We start from the raw sequence: 14,831 nt of genomic DNA, 5'->3' as shown, positions 1-14,831 counted from the left end.
GCCAGGATGCTCGGGGCCTCAGCGAGCGATCAACCTATCGCGTCAGCGACGTCGTACCCCTTGCCGTTGTACTTCTGCACCTGCACATTCGACACTGCCGGCTTGCCGTCCGTGGTCGTATCGATGGTCGACCCTTCCAACATAAAGGGAGCGGAGAAGTCCGAGATGTCGAAGAGCGCATTCATGAAGCTCTCGCGCGTCGGCTCTTTCATGTTCGTGAACGCCTGCTCGAGAGTCGCGGCACCAATCCAGCTCCACACGCAGTGCGGGAACGCGGGCGCGCCATCTTGATCTGTGTACGTGTCTATTGCCTCAAGGAACGCCTTTCCTTCGTCGCTCTCCTGGAACGCGGGGCTCGACGATGACTGCGAGAATGCCACCGAGTAGACCCCGGGGAACGCGTCTGCGCCACCAGGCTCAAGGATCGCCCCGGGGCTCGACGTGTTCGACGGAAGGAACCAGCTGGGCAGCCAGTCCAACGCCTGCGCCTTCTGCAGCGCTGCGATCGTCAGAGGGGTGATCGACATCGCGTTGAAGATCACGTCGGCGCCTGTTGAAGCAAGCTCGGTGATCTGAGCATCGACTGACGTGTCTGTTGCTTCGTACGTCAGCTCGTCTGTGACGGTGATGTTCGAGGCATCCTCGATCGCACCCTTGAAGCCCTCAACGTAGCCTTTGCCGTAATCATCGTTCTGGTAGAGGATCGCTACCTTGTGGTCCTCGCCTGACTCCACCAGCAGATCACCGAACGCGGCCCCCTCGTCGAGGTAGGTCGGAACCAGCCCGAGCTGTTCGGGGCTCTTTTCGCGATCGCTGAACAGCGGATCACCTGTCTGCACGAGAACCTGAGGGACCTTCTCGTCGATAGCCGCTTCGCGCCATGCTCGGTTGGTCGGCGTACCGAGACCGAGCCCGGCAGCAAACACGCCATCCGAGACCATCTGCTGGAAGTTTGCGAGAGCCTTCTGCGGATCGTATCCGTCGTCATAGGCTTTGATCTCGACAGTGCGAGTCTTGCCGTCGCCGAATTTGATGCCGCCCTCGTCGTTCTTCACACCGAAGTATGCCTTCGCACCATCGACTGTGCAGTTGCCGGGGCCTGCCGTCGAACCGGTAAGCGGACTCGTGATTCCGAAGGTAATTGTCGTGTCGGTGATACCCGGGCTTGCCGACTCTCCGTTCTCTCCGCCACCACCACTGTCGCGGGAGCAGCCCGTGAGGGCGAGCGCGGCGACGGAGGTCATCGCGACGATGCTGATGACCCCTCTTGCATTCCTTCGCATTTTCATGCTGGACCTTGCCTCTCTGTCTCTTCGGTTCTCTCCGCGCCGGCATCTGCCTGCGGAGTCTTATGTGGAGCGTTCGTCCCAGCGGACGATGCACCACCGGAAGCACGGCGTGTGAATCGTCGAAAAAAGCGGGGCAGGCTGACAAGCCCACCGGGCAAGAGGAAGAGCACAACGAGAAGGATGGCTCCCTGGCTGATCGTTGTGAGGTTCGGGTCGATGAGGTTCGTGGCCTGAGGAACGATGACGTAGTACGCACCACCGATCAGCGAACCGGCGATGCTTCCGGCGCCGCCGATGACCATCGCCGCGAGCAAGCTGATGGAATGCCCGAAGCTCAGGGTCTCCGGCGAGGTGTACTGCACTGCCACGAGATAGAGGAAGCCGCTCACTCCCCCAAGCAGCGAACCAATCGTAAAGGAGAGCACCTTGTAGTTGTAGGGAGAGATGCCCATTGAACCGGCGACGGCCGCATTCTCTTTGACGACGGCGAGGGCACGGCCGTACTTGCCTCGCACAAAGTTGCGAGCCAGAAGGAAGGATGCCGCTGCGATCACCAGCACGATATAGAACTGCCACTGATCGTCATACAGACCAGACCACTCGGGAGCGCCCGAAAAGCGGGCAGAAATGCCCTGCGACCCGCCCGTCACGCCCGAGAGACGTTTGGCCAAAGGCACACCGACGATGGGCAAGGCGATGGTGACCATGGCGATGGCAAGGCCGCCGAGGCGCGCGGCGGCAAGAGCGATCAGAAGTCCGAGCGCACCGGGAATCGCGACAGCGGCGATGAACACCAACACGATGTTCCAGTCGTTCTCCACGCCGATTGCGGTGACATAGGCTCCCACGCCGAGAAAGAAGATCTGCCCGAGGTTCACCTGCCCGCCGTAGCCCATGACGATGTTGAGGCCGAGTACGGCCACGGCGTAGACGCCGATGCGAATCAGCGTTTGGTTCGCGAAGACCGGGAGAACGAGCGGAGCGATCACCAGCACGGCCGCAACGACGATGATGACGCCCCACCGAACCATTGGACGTTGAAAAAACGCTGCGCGGGCTCCTGTCGTCATCTCACCTCTCGTCTGCGTTGCCTTAGTCATCACACACGCTCCACGACTCTGCGACCAAACAGACCCTGGGGACGGAAAATCAGTATGACGAAGATGAGCACGAACGGCACCGCGATCTTGAGGTCGTAGCCGACGAGAGGCACATAGACGGCCGCCAGGTTCTCGAGCACGCCGATCGACCACGCGGCGACCACGGCGCCGAGCGGTGAAGACAGACCGCCGAGGATCACCGCGGCGAGCGCGTAGACGAGTGCGGTATCGAGCATCCCCGGCGTGAGCGTCAGCCGCGGAGCGACGAGGGTCCCCGCGATGGCGCCGAGTCCCGCAGCGAGCCCCCAGCCCACCATGAGCAGCCGTCCGACAGGAAGTCCCGAGAACGCGGACGACTCCGGGTTGATTGCCACCGCGCGCAACGCGAGTCCGAGCTTCGTCTTCAGAAACAGCACCTGCAGCACAAGCATGATCACGACGATCGTGAAGATCGTTCCCAGCGAGCGCCAGCTGATCACGGCACCCAGAACGTTCACGCTGGACAGCGGGAACATCGACGGAAACTCTCTGTTGTTGTATCCCCACAGCCAGGCGCAGATACCCGTCACCAGAGTCAGGATGCCGATGGTCACAACAACCGCAGTGTCGGAGTCGCCCCGTTCGAAGCGCCGCACCAAGAGCCGCTCAATCAGCCCGCCGAGAAAGAAGGAGACGACAACCGTGATCATGATTGCGAGGATGATCGGAACCCCAAGCTGCACAAAGACGTAGGCGATGTACGCCGACAGCACGGCCATGCCGCCCTGCGCGAAGTTGATGAGCCCTGTTGCCTGGTTCACAAGAACAATCGCGAGCGCCAGCGCTGCGTAGATCGATCCGCTGGACAGCCCGTCCACGATCAGCTGGATGAAGGTTCCCATGCGTCACCCGCCCAAATAGGCACGGCGGATCTCATCCATGCCCTTGAGTTCGTCGGAGGTGCCGGAAAGCGCATTGCGGCCCATTTCGAGCACGGTTGCCGAGTCGATGAGCCGAAAGGCCAGGTTCGCATTCTGCTCAACGATCAGCATGGCAATGCCGGACTCTTTGCGCAGACGCCCGATTGCGTCGTAAACGGACTTCGCGGTGCTGGGCGCGAGGCCAAGCGATGCTTCATCGAGCAGAAGCAGACGGGGGCGCGCCATGAATGCGCGCCCGACCGCGAGCATCTGCTGCTCGCCCCCCGAAAGCGCGGCCGCGCTCGAGGAGATTCGACTGTGAAGCTGGGGAAAGAGGTCGAGACAGTAGTCAATGTCGGCCGCGATTCCCTTGCGATCCTTGCGTACGTAGGCACCAACCCGGAGATTCTCGCGCACGGTGAGCTGCATGAGGGTGCCGCGGCCTTCCGGAACGTGCGCGATGCCGAGCGCGGCAACCCTGTCGGGCCCTAATCCACGGATGCTTCGGCCGTCAAACGTGATCGTGCCGCGTGTGCGAACTGTGCCGCTTATCGCACGCAGCGTGGTGGTCTTTCCCGCACCGTTCGCGCCGAGGATTCCGACGGCACCGCCCTCGGGAACGGAGAGCGAGACGCTTTCCAGCACCTGAACGGGCCCGTAGGAAGCTCTCACGTCAGCAAGCTCAAGCAGCGCCATCGTCGTCCTCCTGACCGAGATACGCCTCGATGACCCGCGCATTCGTCTGCGCTTCTGCCGCTGTGCCTTCCAAGAGGGTGCGGCCGTGGTCGAGCACGACGACGCGATCGGTGAGAGCAGAGATGAGTCCCATATGATGCTCGACGATCACGACGGTGATGTCGCCTTCGTCCCGCAGGGCCTTGACCGTGGCGATGAAGCTCTCGACCTCCCCGTGCGAGAGGCCGGCAGCCGGTTCGTCGAGCAAGAGCAGCTTCGGCTTCGACAGCAGCGCCCGGCACAACTCGATTCCCTTGTGCAGACCATGGCTGAGTTCATCAGCTGGCACATCGGCAGCCGACCCGAGCCCGACTCTCTCAAGCAGTGCGCGTGCCTCCTCGCGGAGAGAATGCTCGCTCCGCGCCGTGAACGGCAATCTCAGCGACCACGAAACCGGGCCGCCTGGCAGTCGGGTGTGAGCCCCGAGGAGAACGTTCTCGAGCACTGTCGCTGTGAGCTGCAGAGCCGGATGCTGAAAGGTGCGGGCGAGACCGTGTGCGGCCAACCGCGAGGGAGCGAGACCGCTCACCTCGTTCTCGTCAATCGCTATCGAGCCGCTGCTTGGCTTGTAGTGGCCGCTGATGCAGTTGAACAACGAGGTCTTTCCTGCACCGTTCGGTCCGACCAGACCGAAGATCGCATTCGCTTCGACATCGAACGAGACGTCGTCGAGCACAGTGATGCCACCGAAATTCAGATTGACGTCGCGCAGGCGCAGGCGTGCTTCCATCTCGGTCGCCCTCCATCTGCCACGGTGCAAGATCTCCAACGGTCATCAGTGACCGTTGGAATTGGACGCTACGGATAGGAAACGAAATTGTCAACGATTTTGGGGCGAATCCCTTGGATGTTCCCCGATCGTGACATTCGCTCAGGAACTCTCGTGCGGTGTCCTGTTGGCAATGGTCTGCAGCCAGTCAATCGTGCTGTCAGTCATCGGATGACGGGCGCCATAGGTTTCCAGAAGTTTCTGCACATCCTGCATCTCGGCCTCACGCCGCACCGCATGCCTCGCTGTTCCGGTGAGCATGCGCTCCACAAGGGCCTCTCCTCCTGTTCCCAATTCCGCCGCAACCTGCTCGAGAGCCCACTCGCGTGCACCGACGTGTTCTGCGGCTTCTGCGGTCTCGAATACCAGTGCGGCGAGCCCCTTCATGAACACGCTGCGCACCATCCGCAGGCAGCTTGCGTCGCCGGCTTCCCCGCCGACGAGCGTGGCTGGAATGCCCAGCTGAGTGAGCATCTCGACGAGCCTCTCGCCCCTGTCGCCACTCACGATGAGCGGCGTCGCAAGCCGTTTCCGCGGTACCGGCGCGAGAACCCCGACGTCGGCAAACCCGACGCCGCTCGCGGCTGCCCGAACACCCCACGCCCGCTCAGCAGCGGGCGCCGCGGTATTCAGATCTGCAAAAATCGCCGTGGTCGTCATCGCGGGCAGCGCGTCGTCGAGCACGTGTTCGGCGGCCCCGGCTCCGACGAGGCTCAGCACGAGATCGGCTCCGTCAACGGCATCCGCTATGGTCGCCGCGCGCACGACGCCCCTCGGAATCTCCCCCGCATTGGGATCGACAGCGGTCACGACCTCCCCGGTGCCCGCAAGATCCGATGCGTAGATACTCCCCGCCTCTCCGAGCCCGAGCACCGCAATGCGCATGATTTCCTCCCCACCCGACTTACGTCGTCATCGGTCCCGCCACGCAGCTCACGAGTTCCGGTCTGCGTTGTAGACAATAATGGCGTAGGTTCTATATCGGTTGCGTTAGCTGCAGCGGAGGAGTGTATCCATGTCGACGGTCGTCAACGAGAATCGCGACGGTATCTCCGGCGCCGAGCAGCGCGTGACGGAGCTGATTCGTGGTGTGATCGTCCGCGGCGAGTACGCACCAAACCAACGGCTCATCGAGGCCGATCTGAGCGCCACGTTCTCTGCAAGTCGCGCCGCAGTTCGCACAGCCCTCCTGCGCCTTGCCAATGAAGGACTCGTCGAGCGCCTCCCCAACCGCGGCTCCCGTGTGCGAGCCGTCTCACTTGAGGAGGCCATCGAGATCCTCGAGGTGCGCATCGGAGTCGAGTGCCTGTGCGCGGCGAAAGCGGCCGAACGCATCACCGACACGCAGCAGAACGAGTTTGCGCAGCTGCGGGAGGAAATGATCACCGCCGTCTCCGAGGGCGATCTGGTCGAGTACTCGCGCCTGAACCAGCTGCTTGATCTTCGCGTTCGCGAGATTAGCGAACACGCCACAGCCGCCGCCGTCATCGAACGGCTGCACGCTCAGAGCGTTCGCCATCAGTTCAAGTTGTCTGGGCGCCCACGCCGAGCAAAGGTGTCGGTGCTCGAGCATGCGGCGATCATCGACGCGATCGTCGCGCGCGATCCGGATGCCGCGCGGAACGCCGTCGAGACGCACCTGAAGAGCGTCATTGCCGCGTTGCGTTCCCTCGACTGAACTCGCGAACTCGCGCCGACCGCTACGAGGTCGCCGTGCGCCAGCCGCCGTGGTACTCGGTGCGAGCCGTCACCGCGTACGGCACAGGGCTCACAATCGCGCGAACGGCGAGCTGCTCGTGCGGCTGCACCGTTGTCTTCTGCGAGCCGCCGTCTGGCTCTCCCCACATCACGCGAACCTCCGCACCGATGGGCACATCGGCGTCGACCGTCGCGAGCGACAGCCCACGCTTCTCGTTCGCCGTGACGCCCGTGAACAACGACAGACCGATCGTGTTGCCATCGGCATCGAGCACGGAGTCGTAGTTCGACGATCCGTAGTTCGCGTTCGGCAGGTCGAAGACCTGATACCCGGTGCCCGATCGATCATTCGGGGTCGTAAGCAGCTGTGCAAGGTCGTCATCGTTCCAGGCAAGCGTCACCTTCTTCCGCTGCGACGCGGCATCCACCTTCTCGAGCGCATCGCGTCCGATGAAGTCGTGGTCGAATTTCACGAACGATCCATAGCCAAGCTCCCAGGGATTGAGGTAGTAATCTTCGATGTTCTCTGACACGAATGACCCGGCAAGCGCATTGACCGCCTCGTAGCCCGTCGCCGGCAGCCATTCGCGATACGAGCGCTCGGCTTCGCTTGAGTAGATCGCGGGCAGAGGCGAAGGGATCCAGCCCGACTCCAGCGTGTTCGAGGAGTAGGCGCGTGAGCCGCACGGCTCGATGCCGAACTCGGCACCGGCCTCGAGAATCGCATCGCGAATCTTGCCATGCTGCTCATACGGGCCCCACAGTTCGAGGCCGGGAGCGCCGGCCATGCCGTGCCGCAGAGTGCGCACATGCTCGCCCGCGATCGCCATCTCGCCCATATGAAAGAAGCGCACCTTCTCAAGCTCGCGCCCGTTGAGCTTCTCGATGATCGGCCACGCATTCGGGCCCTGAATCTGAAACCGGTAGTACTCGCGCCGCACCGCAGCTCCGTATGGGCGCGACGGCGATCGATCGTCATAGCGCGTCTCGACGTTGTACCCGCCAGTCTCGGCATGAAACTGCAGCCAGTTCGCGCCCGGATTCCTGCCGACGTACACGTAGTCGTCTTCGGCAAGGTGAAAGAGGATGCCGTCGCCGATCACTCCTCCATTGGATGCCGTCGGCACGAACTGCTTCGCGGTATCCACCGGGAAATTTGCGAAGCTGTTGATGCCCGTATCGCTCAGCAGCTTCAGTGCGTCGGGCCCCGAGACGAAGAAGTTCACCATGTGGTGGGTCTGGTCGAAAAGCACAGCGGTCTCGCGCCACGAGATCTGCTCACGGCGCCAGTTTGTGAACTCCGCAGGAACCACGGGATAGATGTAGGTGCCCAACTGCGAATCGCGCAAGTGCGCAACTGTGTTCTTCGCGCTGTCGAGTACCTCTTGAAGATTGCGTGCCATGTCGTTCTCGACTTCCTTGTCTGTGGCGAGCAGTGACGCCGACGGCGACTTTCCCCTCGCTGAGGTGACTTCGTCAACAAGATTGTATGCAAAGTGCGCGCCAGTCGATAGGGGCGTCGGCGTTCTCTCTCGCCTCAGGCAGGTTTTCGTATCCAAGATTGTCGCCAATATCTTGATCATTCTGATCGAATGTGGTTTCGTGTGTCCATGGCCGAGAATTTCCCGTCGCTTCTTGTGATCAGCGCTCATGCGGGCGATTTTGTGTGGCGCGCCGGAGGCGCGATCGCTGCCGCCACCATGCGCGGCGAGCGCGCGAGCGTCGTCTGCGTCTCCTACGGCGAGCGCGGTGAGTCGGCCAGCCAATGGCTTCAGGGCAAGTCGCTTGACGAGATCAAAGACATCCGCCGAGCGGAGGCAACGGCCGCCGCATCCGCTCTCGGAGCCGATATCGAGTTTCTCGACGCCGGCGACTATCCGCTTGTCGAGTCTGGCGAAACCGTCGCCAAGCTCGTCGACATCTTTCGGCGCGTACAGCCGAGCGTTGTCCTCACGCATCCGCTCCTTGACCCGTACAACGGCGATCACCCGGCCGCCGCACGCATGGCACTCCAGGCGCGGGTGCTGGCCCAAGCAATCGGCGTGACGAACGCCGACGGCTCGACGCCGACGCGAGACGAGATCATCGGAGCCCCGCCCGTATTCTTCTTCGAGCCGCACCAACCCGAGCAGTGCGACTTCAAGCCGAACCTGCTTCTCGACATCACGAGCTCCTTTCCCCTCAAGCAGAAGGCGATGGAATGCCTGCCTGCCCAGAGGCACATGTGGGAGTACTACACATCGCTCGCGGTGCGGCGGGGCGTGCAGGTCAAACGCAATGCCGGGCCGAATCTCGGGCTTCCCGTCGAGACGATGGGCGAAGCATACGAGCGGTACTACCCGCAGGTAACGGATCTGCTCGCATGACTGCCCCGAATCGGACAGGCTTCGTTGTCACCGACATTGAGCGAGCGGATGCCGCGACAATCGACGCACTCGGCGCCCACGGCGTTGCCACCGTGCACGAGGCAATGGGCCGCACCGGGCTCGTCGGCGCGTCGGTGACGCCGATCCAAGACGGCACGCGCGTCTCGGGCTCGGCCGTCACCGTGCTGAACTGGCCGGGAAACAACCTGATGCTCCATGCGGCGGTCGAGCAGTGCAGCGAAGGCGACATCGTCGTGGCGACGACAGTCTCTCCCGCTCTCGACGGCTCGTTCGGCGAGCTCTTTGCCACCGCGCTGAAACGGCGCGGCGTGCGCGGCCTCGTGACAACCGGCGGGGTGCGCGACGTCAGCGACCTGCGCGAGATGGGCTTTCCCGTGTGGTCTGCAGCAGTGAACGCCCAAGGCACGGTCAAAGCGGTTGCGGGCTCGGTGAATGTGCCCATCACTGTCGGCGAGACGGTGGTGAGAGCGGGCGACGTCATCATTGCCGATGACGACGGCGTCGTGTGCGTGCCGAGGGAGGAGTGCGCCGCCGTTCTCACGGCATCCGATGCCCGCGTCGCCACGGAGGCGGCCTCACGCGCTGACTACCAGGCCGGGGGCCTGAGTCTCGATCGCAACAATCTGAGGCCCGTGCTCGCCGACCTCGGCGTGCGCTACGTCACTGAGCGCGAATTCACCGAAGGGTAAACGATGAGACCCGCGAGCGGCATTCCCTGCATGCTCATGCGGGGCGGCACGTCTAAGGGCGCATACTTTCTCGCCGCTGATCTGCCCGACGACGCTGACGAGCGCGCCGACCTCATGCTGCGAGTAATGGGCAGCCCAGACCCCACGCAGATCGACGGTCTCGGAGGCGCCCACCCCCTCACGAGCAAAGTCGCGATCATCTCCCCCTCGACCGAGCCGGGCATCGACATCGATTACCTGTTTCTGCAGATCGCCGTCGACTCCCGGCAGGTGGGCACCACACAGACCTGCGGCAACCTGCTGGCCGGAGTCGGGCCTTTCGCCGTCGAGCGCGGCTTGGTCGCCCCATCAGCATCCGAAGCGGCCGTACGCATTCGACTCATGAACACCGGAGACACGGCAACAGCGGTCTTCCCTGTGCAGAACGGGCTTCCCATGTACGACGGGGACGCCTCGATCGACGGGGTTCCCGGCTCCGCCGCCGCCATCGAGATCGAAATGACGGGCGGGAGCCGACCGCTGCTTCCGACAGGCAACGTCAGCGATATGGTCGGCGGGCACCGTGCAACACTGATCGACAATGGAATGCCGACGGCGCTCGTTGCGGCCGACGAGTTGGGGATCGTCGGCGACGAATCGCCTGCCGATCTCGAGTCGCACAGCGATTTGGCCGCTGCCGTCGAAAGGATCAGGGTGCTTGCCGGTGCGCTGATGGGACTCGGCGACGTGTCAGGGCAGACAGTGCCGAAGGTGGTTCTTCTCTCGCCCCCGCGACTCGGCGGGGCAATCGCCACTCGTGCGTTCATCCCGACGCGCGTGCATACCTCAATCGGCGTGCTCATGGCAGCATCCGTCGCGGCCGGTGTCAGCATTCCCGGGGCCGTCGGCGAGAGCCTCGCTGTGCACTCCGATGCAGACGCCATTCTCATCGAGCACCCGAGCGGAACATTTCCTGCCCGCGTGAGCGTCAACACAGACGATCTCGGCACGTGGCACGCCCGGTCGATGTCGCTGCGCACCGCTCGCAAGATCTTCGACGGCACGGTGTTTCCGCGCCCCCACCCATAAGTCACCCCAGCCATACATCTCTGTCAGAGAGGACAGCACCATGACGGCATCCGCGTCTTTCGACGTCGCTCACATTGGCAGCGTCGAGCTGCTCACCCCCAGCTTCGAGAAGAGTCTGTGGTTCTTTCGAGATCTGCTCGCGATGCGCGTGATTGAGGAGCGCGGCGATTCCGTGTTCCTTCGCACATGGGACGAGTACGAGCTCTACACGATCAAGCTCACCTCATCGAAGGCATCGGGCGTTGGACGCACGACATTCCGGACAACGTCAGCTGACGCTCTCGCGCGTCGTGTCGCAGAGATCGAGCAGCTCGGCCTCGGAGACGGGTGGGTCGACGGCGAGATCGGTACTGGCCCGACATACATGTTTCACGACCCCGACGGCCATTCGATGGGCATCTACTACGAGTCTGAGCGCTACGTCGCGGGCGATGACGACCGACCGGCACTGAAAAATCAGGCATCCGCCTTTCCCGGTCGCGGGGTGAACGCGCGCCGCCTCGACCACATCAACTACCTGGGCAAAGATGTCGAGGCAAATGGCGAGTTTCTGAAGACGGCGCTCGCGATGCGCGAGTCGGAGCGCATCCGACTCGACTCTGGCGGGTTCGCCGCGTGGTGGTTTCACTTCTCACTGAAGTCGTACGACGTCGTCTACTCAGACGACTGGACGAAGCACGGCAACCGTCTGCACCACATCGCCTTCGCCGCCGACACCCGAGAAGACATCCTGAAGGCCGCCGACATCTTTCTCGAAAACGGCATCCACATCGAGTCGGGCCCGCACAAGCATGCGATCAACCAGACATTCTTTCTCTACGTCTACGAGCCGGGCGGCAATCGCATCGAGTTTGCGAATGCCGGAGCACGACTGCTGCTCGACCCGGATCAGCCCGTCGTGGAATGGAGCGAAACGGAACGCAAGAAGGGCCAGGCATGGGGTATGAAGACGATTTCGACATTCCACACGCATGGCACACCGCCGGTGGCGGAACAATGATCACCCACCATATCTATTCACCTGAATAGATGGTTGGATGGAGGTGGACCGACCTGGCCGCGCAGGCCCGGCAGACACAGAGAGGTGGTATGTCGAATGTCCGACACACTCAGCACAAATGCAGAAGTGCGCACGGGGTTGTTCATCGGAGGCGAGGAACGACAGACTCCCGGAACGCTCTCGATACAAGACCCGGGTAAGCCCGGGGGCATCGTCGGCGAGGCGGCCGATGCCTCGACCGCGGATGTCGCCGATGCCGTCGCTGCGGCACGCGATGCATACCCTGGGTGGTCGGCTTTGACACCCAAGGAGCGTGCGGCGGCGATGGCCGATGCCATCGCGACGATCGCGGAGGATCGCGACGCTGACGCGGCGATCCTGTCGCAGGAGAACGGCAAGATTCGGCTCGAGGCATGGATCGATGCTCTCGTGTTCGAACTGCGCTGGAACCTTGCACTGACGCTCGCCGACGAGGTCTCAACCGGTCACACGCTGCCCGTCGTGCCCGGGGCAATTCCCGTCTCGACGAAGATCTCGTATCAGTCCCTCGGCGTCGTCACGGTGATCGTGCCCTTCAACTGGCCAATTGCGATTCTCGGCGCAGCGCTCCCCCACGCGCTTCTCGCCGGCAACACCGCGATCGTCAAGCCACCGCCGTCGGCTCCGCTCGCAACAACACGCGTCGTGCAGAGGATCGCCGAGAGGCTCCCGGCCGGGGTGCTGAATGTGATTACGGGGGCCGACAAGAACATGGGCGGCCTGATCACCGATGTCGACAAGGTGTGCTTCACGGGATCAGTGGGCGGCGGCAAGCGCATCATGGAGATGGCATCGACGTCGCTCACACGCGTGACCCTCGAGCTCGGCGGCAACGACGCGGCGATCTTCCTCGACGATGTTGTTCTCGACGACACGCATCTCGACCGGCTGTTCGCGGGGATCTTCGACTCAACCGGACAGATCTGCATGAACGCAAAGCGTGTGTTCGTGCACCGTTCCCGACTCGACGAGCTGGTTGCGGGCCTCAGCGCACGGCTCGAGAAGACCGTTGTCGGCTACGGGCTCGATGAGGGCACGACAATGGGACCACTGCACCAGGCAGCCCAGAAGACCTTCGTCGCGCAGCTCATCGACGAGGCGAAGGCTGCTGGCGCCGACGTTCGTGAATTCGGCGAACTCCCCGGCGGAGAGCTCGAGGGAGGCAACTTCCTGCGCCCGACCCTCGTCGTCGACCCGGATCCCCAGTTGCGCGTTGTCACGGAGGAGCAGTTCGGGCCGGTGATTCCGATCATCCCCTTCGACGATGAAGCAGAGGCCATCGCCCTCGCAAATGACACGTGGAGCGGCCTGTGCGGATCGGTCTGGACCGACTCCCCGGAGTCGGCTCAACGGGTGGGTGCACAGCTCATCTGCGGATACGTCTGGGTCAACGACCACGGCGCTACCCGCCTCGATCTGCGAGCACCCTTCGGTGGAATGAAGCGGTCCGGATTCGGGCGCGAGCAGGGCATCGAGGGCGTCCGCGCGTTCCAAGACACGCGCGCAATCGCGACGATTGATCCCGAGGCACTCAGCGCCATGGCCCACTGACCGCTGCGCCGCTGCGGGAGAAGCCGCGTTCCCGATCGCTGTCGCAGTCTGTCAGCCCGAGAAGGCGATCTCCCGCAGCAGCACCCCGAGCTGCTCGCGCTGCGCTGCCGTCAGCTTGCTGTGCTGGTCCAGCTCGGCCGAGCGTGCTGATTCCTGTGCCGCCGCGAATCGAACGCGACCTTCCTTTGTCGCCTGCACGACTTTTGCTCGCCTGTCGTTCGGGTCTGGCTCACGACGCACAAGGCCGCGGCTTTCCAGGTCGTCGACGAGCGCGACGACCTGACTGGGATCAAGCCACAGAAACTCGGCAAGTTCACGCTGCGTGGGGCGGCTGTCGCTCGCCGCAAGCGCGAGCACTGAGTAGGAGCGCGCGCGCAGGCCATGCTCGGACAGCGCGGCATTGCCCGCGGCGATCGACCGTGCGTTTGCTCGCGCCAGCAGAAAGCTGAGGTCATCCGTCAGCGCCGACGCTCCTCGATACTCAGCGACACCGGCGGCTGCTGTGGGTTCGGGCTTAGCCATGATGCATAGCCTATCAAAACAATGATTCTTCAATCATTGACATTCTCAATGAAATTGACTTCAATGGATGCTATGCCTGTCCGTGCAGGCCGCCGCAAAGGAGCTTTCATGTCAGATGACACCGCACGTCGCCACCTCGAGGGAAAAGTCGCAATCGTCACCGGCTCGGGCCGAGGCCTTGGCCTGGCGTACGCCCAGGAGCTTGCCCGCCAGGGCGCCTCCGTTGTCGTCAACGACGTTGACGAGCAGACAGCGGCCGACGCCGTCGCCTCCATCACCTCCGGTGGAGGGACCGCCACTGCTGTCGTCGCCCCCGTTGGCCCGACCGAGACAGCGAAGCTGCTCGTTCAAACGGCCGTTGACACGTATGGGCGCCTCGATATCCTCGTGACCAACGCCGGCGTTCTGCGAGACACCGTGCTGTGGAAGATGACAGATGATGACTTCGATTCCGTCATCGGAGTGCATCTTCGCGGCACCTTCACGTGCGTGAGGGAGGCGGCAACCTACATGCGCGCCAACACGATCGCCGGGCGCATCATCTGCATCGGATCCCCTACCGGACAGCGCGGAAACTTCGGTCAGACGAATTACAGTGCGGCCAAGGCCGGCATCGTCGGCATGGTGCGCACCTGGTCGATGGAGCTGAAGCGCGCGGGGATCACCGCGAACGCCGTCATCCCCGTCGCCGCCACCGCGATGACCTCTACCGTGCCGTACTTTGCCGCGGCGGTAGAGGCTGCTGACAAAGGCGAGGCAATGCCCGCGTTCTTCAGACACGACCTCGGATTCGGCACGTCGCAAGACGTCGCCGGACTCATCACCTATCTGGCCTCAGATGCCGCACAGGATGTCACGGGCCAAGCCATCGGCATCGGCGGCGACCGCATTCAGCTCTGGTCTCATCCCAATGCGGTGACCACGGCATACAACGATGGCGGCTGGTCGGCAGAAGCGCTCGACGAGAACTTCACCGACGCTGTGGGTGACCTGCAGACAGTGGGCGAAAGCTTCCCTCCGCTGCCAGACGAACTCCAGCGCCCCACGGCAGACGCGTAACCGCGTTCTCTCGGGGCACCTCCTCA

General features: G+C 63.2%; 15 protein-coding genes. 7 read left to right on the top strand and 8 right to left on the bottom strand.

Annotation, left to right across the window (positions count from 1 at the left end):
- Positions 1 to 29 precede the first annotated feature (29 nt).
- The 6 genes from HCR84_RS00975 to HCR84_RS00950 form a co-directional block, all read right to left on the bottom strand.
- Positions 30 to 1,244, bottom strand: coding sequence for an ABC transporter substrate-binding protein (locus tag HCR84_RS00975; protein WP_244972540.1), 1,215 nt, complete (start codon positions 1,242 to 1,244; stop codon positions 30 to 32).
- A 41-nt stretch (positions 1,245 to 1,285) separates the two neighbouring features.
- Complete coding sequence (locus HCR84_RS00970; protein WP_244972539.1) at positions 1,286 to 2,389, bottom strand: branched-chain amino acid ABC transporter permease; 1,104 nt, start codon at positions 2,387 to 2,389, stop codon at positions 1,286 to 1,288.
- Positions 2,389 to 3,270: a branched-chain amino acid ABC transporter permease gene (locus tag HCR84_RS00965; protein ID WP_166982912.1), complete on the bottom strand. Its 882-nt coding sequence runs from the start codon at positions 3,268 to 3,270 to the stop codon at positions 2,389 to 2,391. Before HCR84_RS00965 ends, HCR84_RS00970 begins: the two co-directional genes overlap by 1 nt.
- 3 nt (positions 3,271 to 3,273) lie before the next feature.
- Positions 3,274 to 3,984: an ABC transporter ATP-binding protein gene (locus HCR84_RS00960; protein ID WP_166982914.1), complete on the bottom strand. Its 711-nt coding sequence runs from the start codon at positions 3,982 to 3,984 to the stop codon at positions 3,274 to 3,276.
- Positions 3,971 to 4,753 carry an ABC transporter ATP-binding protein gene (locus HCR84_RS00955; protein ID WP_166982916.1) on the bottom strand — a complete coding sequence of 261 codons (783 nt, stop codon included), beginning with the start codon at positions 4,751 to 4,753 and terminating at the stop codon, positions 3,971 to 3,973. The genes HCR84_RS00960 and HCR84_RS00955 overlap by 14 nt, the downstream gene beginning before the upstream one ends.
- Before the next feature lie 141 nt (positions 4,754 to 4,894).
- A complete protein-coding gene (locus HCR84_RS00950) occupies positions 4,895 to 5,677 on the bottom strand; it encodes an NAD(P)-dependent oxidoreductase (RefSeq protein ID WP_166982918.1) in 783 nt (260 codons plus the stop codon).
- Positions 5,678 to 5,807: 130 nt separating this feature from the next.
- Between HCR84_RS00950 and HCR84_RS00945 the strand changes: the two genes are divergently transcribed.
- Positions 5,808 to 6,470 (top strand): GntR family transcriptional regulator, encoded by a 663-nt coding sequence (locus tag HCR84_RS00945; RefSeq protein WP_166982920.1) that lies wholly within the window; start codon positions 5,808 to 5,810, stop codon positions 6,468 to 6,470.
- 22 nt (positions 6,471 to 6,492) lie between these two features.
- Here the strand turns inward: HCR84_RS00945 and ligM are convergent, their stop codons facing one another.
- Entirely contained in the window at positions 6,493 to 7,893 is a 1,401-nt protein-coding gene (gene ligM / locus HCR84_RS00940; RefSeq protein WP_166982922.1) for a vanillate/3-O-methylgallate O-demethylase, read from the bottom strand.
- Between the two features lie 207 nt (positions 7,894 to 8,100).
- Here ligM and HCR84_RS00935 point away from each other — a divergent pair, with 207 nt between their 5' ends.
- From HCR84_RS00935 to HCR84_RS00915, 5 genes are all read left to right on the top strand, one after another.
- Complete coding sequence (locus HCR84_RS00935) at positions 8,101 to 8,856, top strand: PIG-L deacetylase family protein (protein ID WP_166982924.1); 756 nt, start codon at positions 8,101 to 8,103, stop codon at positions 8,854 to 8,856.
- Complete coding sequence (locus tag HCR84_RS00930) at positions 8,853 to 9,566, top strand: 4-carboxy-4-hydroxy-2-oxoadipate aldolase/oxaloacetate decarboxylase (RefSeq protein WP_166982926.1); 714 nt, start codon at positions 8,853 to 8,855, stop codon at positions 9,564 to 9,566. Before HCR84_RS00935 ends, HCR84_RS00930 begins: the two co-directional genes overlap by 4 nt.
- A gap of 3 nt (positions 9,567 to 9,569) precedes the next feature.
- Positions 9,570 to 10,634 (top strand): PrpF domain-containing protein, encoded by a 1,065-nt coding sequence (locus tag HCR84_RS00925; RefSeq protein ID WP_166982928.1) that lies wholly within the window; start codon positions 9,570 to 9,572, stop codon positions 10,632 to 10,634.
- A gap of 40 nt (positions 10,635 to 10,674) precedes the next feature.
- Positions 10,675 to 11,634 carry a VOC family protein gene (locus HCR84_RS00920; RefSeq protein ID WP_166982930.1) on the top strand — a complete coding sequence of 320 codons (960 nt, stop codon included), beginning with the start codon at positions 10,675 to 10,677 and terminating at the stop codon, positions 11,632 to 11,634.
- Between the two features lie 96 nt (positions 11,635 to 11,730).
- Positions 11,731 to 13,224 carry an aldehyde dehydrogenase family protein gene (locus tag HCR84_RS00915; RefSeq protein ID WP_166982932.1) on the top strand — a complete coding sequence of 498 codons (1,494 nt, stop codon included), beginning with the start codon at positions 11,731 to 11,733 and terminating at the stop codon, positions 13,222 to 13,224.
- 51 nt (positions 13,225 to 13,275) lie between these two features.
- Here HCR84_RS00915 and HCR84_RS00910 read toward each other — a convergent pair whose 3' ends face one another.
- Positions 13,276 to 13,746 carry a MarR family winged helix-turn-helix transcriptional regulator gene (locus tag HCR84_RS00910; protein ID WP_166982934.1) on the bottom strand — a complete coding sequence of 157 codons (471 nt, stop codon included), beginning with the start codon at positions 13,744 to 13,746 and terminating at the stop codon, positions 13,276 to 13,278.
- A gap of 108 nt (positions 13,747 to 13,854) precedes the next feature.
- Here HCR84_RS00910 and HCR84_RS00905 point away from each other — a divergent pair, with 108 nt between their 5' ends.
- Positions 13,855 to 14,805, top strand: a complete 951-nt coding sequence (locus HCR84_RS00905; RefSeq protein WP_166982936.1) for an SDR family NAD(P)-dependent oxidoreductase — start codon at positions 13,855 to 13,857, stop codon at positions 14,803 to 14,805.
- Positions 14,806 to 14,831: the final 26 nt, after the last annotated feature.

It is taken from the genome of Paramicrobacterium fandaimingii, assembly GCF_011751745.2.
GTDB lineage: Bacteria > Actinomycetota > Actinomycetes > Actinomycetales > Microbacteriaceae > Paramicrobacterium > Paramicrobacterium fandaimingii.
Note: the sequence above shows the minus strand (reverse complement) of the source record. Positions and strands in the feature narration are given on the sequence as shown.

Excerpts from the sequence above, each read along its gene's own strand:
- HCR84_RS00925 (WP_166982928.1), top strand. The coding sequence starts at position 9,570 with ATGAGACCCGCGAGCGGCATTCCCTGCATGCTCATGCGGGGCGGCACG.
- HCR84_RS00910 (WP_166982934.1), bottom strand. The coding sequence starts at position 13,746 with ATGGCTAAGCCCGAACCCACAGCAGCCGCCGGTGTCGCTGAGTATCGA.
- HCR84_RS00935 (WP_166982924.1), top strand. The coding sequence starts at position 8,101 with ATGGCCGAGAATTTCCCGTCGCTTCTTGTGATCAGCGCTCATGCGGGC.
- HCR84_RS00915 (WP_166982932.1), top strand. The coding sequence starts at position 11,731 with ATGTCCGACACACTCAGCACAAATGCAGAAGTGCGCACGGGGTTGTTC.
- HCR84_RS00965 (WP_166982912.1), bottom strand. The coding sequence starts at position 3,270 with ATGGGAACCTTCATCCAGCTGATCGTGGACGGGCTGTCCAGCGGATCG.
- HCR84_RS00950 (WP_166982918.1), bottom strand. The coding sequence starts at position 5,677 with ATGCGCATTGCGGTGCTCGGGCTCGGAGAGGCGGGGAGTATCTACGCA.
- HCR84_RS00955 (WP_166982916.1), bottom strand. The coding sequence starts at position 4,753 with ATGGAAGCACGCCTGCGCCTGCGCGACGTCAATCTGAATTTCGGTGGC.
- HCR84_RS00905 (WP_166982936.1), top strand. The coding sequence starts at position 13,855 with ATGTCAGATGACACCGCACGTCGCCACCTCGAGGGAAAAGTCGCAATC.
- HCR84_RS00945 (WP_166982920.1), top strand. The coding sequence starts at position 5,808 with ATGTCGACGGTCGTCAACGAGAATCGCGACGGTATCTCCGGCGCCGAG.
- HCR84_RS00920 (WP_166982930.1), top strand. The coding sequence starts at position 10,675 with ATGACGGCATCCGCGTCTTTCGACGTCGCTCACATTGGCAGCGTCGAG.
- HCR84_RS00930 (WP_166982926.1), top strand. The coding sequence starts at position 8,853 with ATGACTGCCCCGAATCGGACAGGCTTCGTTGTCACCGACATTGAGCGA.
- HCR84_RS00975 (WP_244972540.1), bottom strand. The coding sequence starts at position 1,244 with ATGACCTCCGTCGCCGCGCTCGCCCTCACGGGCTGCTCCCGCGACAGT.
- ligM (WP_166982922.1), bottom strand. The coding sequence starts at position 7,893 with ATGGCACGCAATCTTCAAGAGGTACTCGACAGCGCGAAGAACACAGTT.
- HCR84_RS00970 (WP_244972539.1), bottom strand. The coding sequence starts at position 2,389 with ATGACTAAGGCAACGCAGACGAGAGGTGAGATGACGACAGGAGCCCGC.
- HCR84_RS00960 (WP_166982914.1), bottom strand. The coding sequence starts at position 3,984 with ATGGCGCTGCTTGAGCTTGCTGACGTGAGAGCTTCCTACGGGCCCGTT.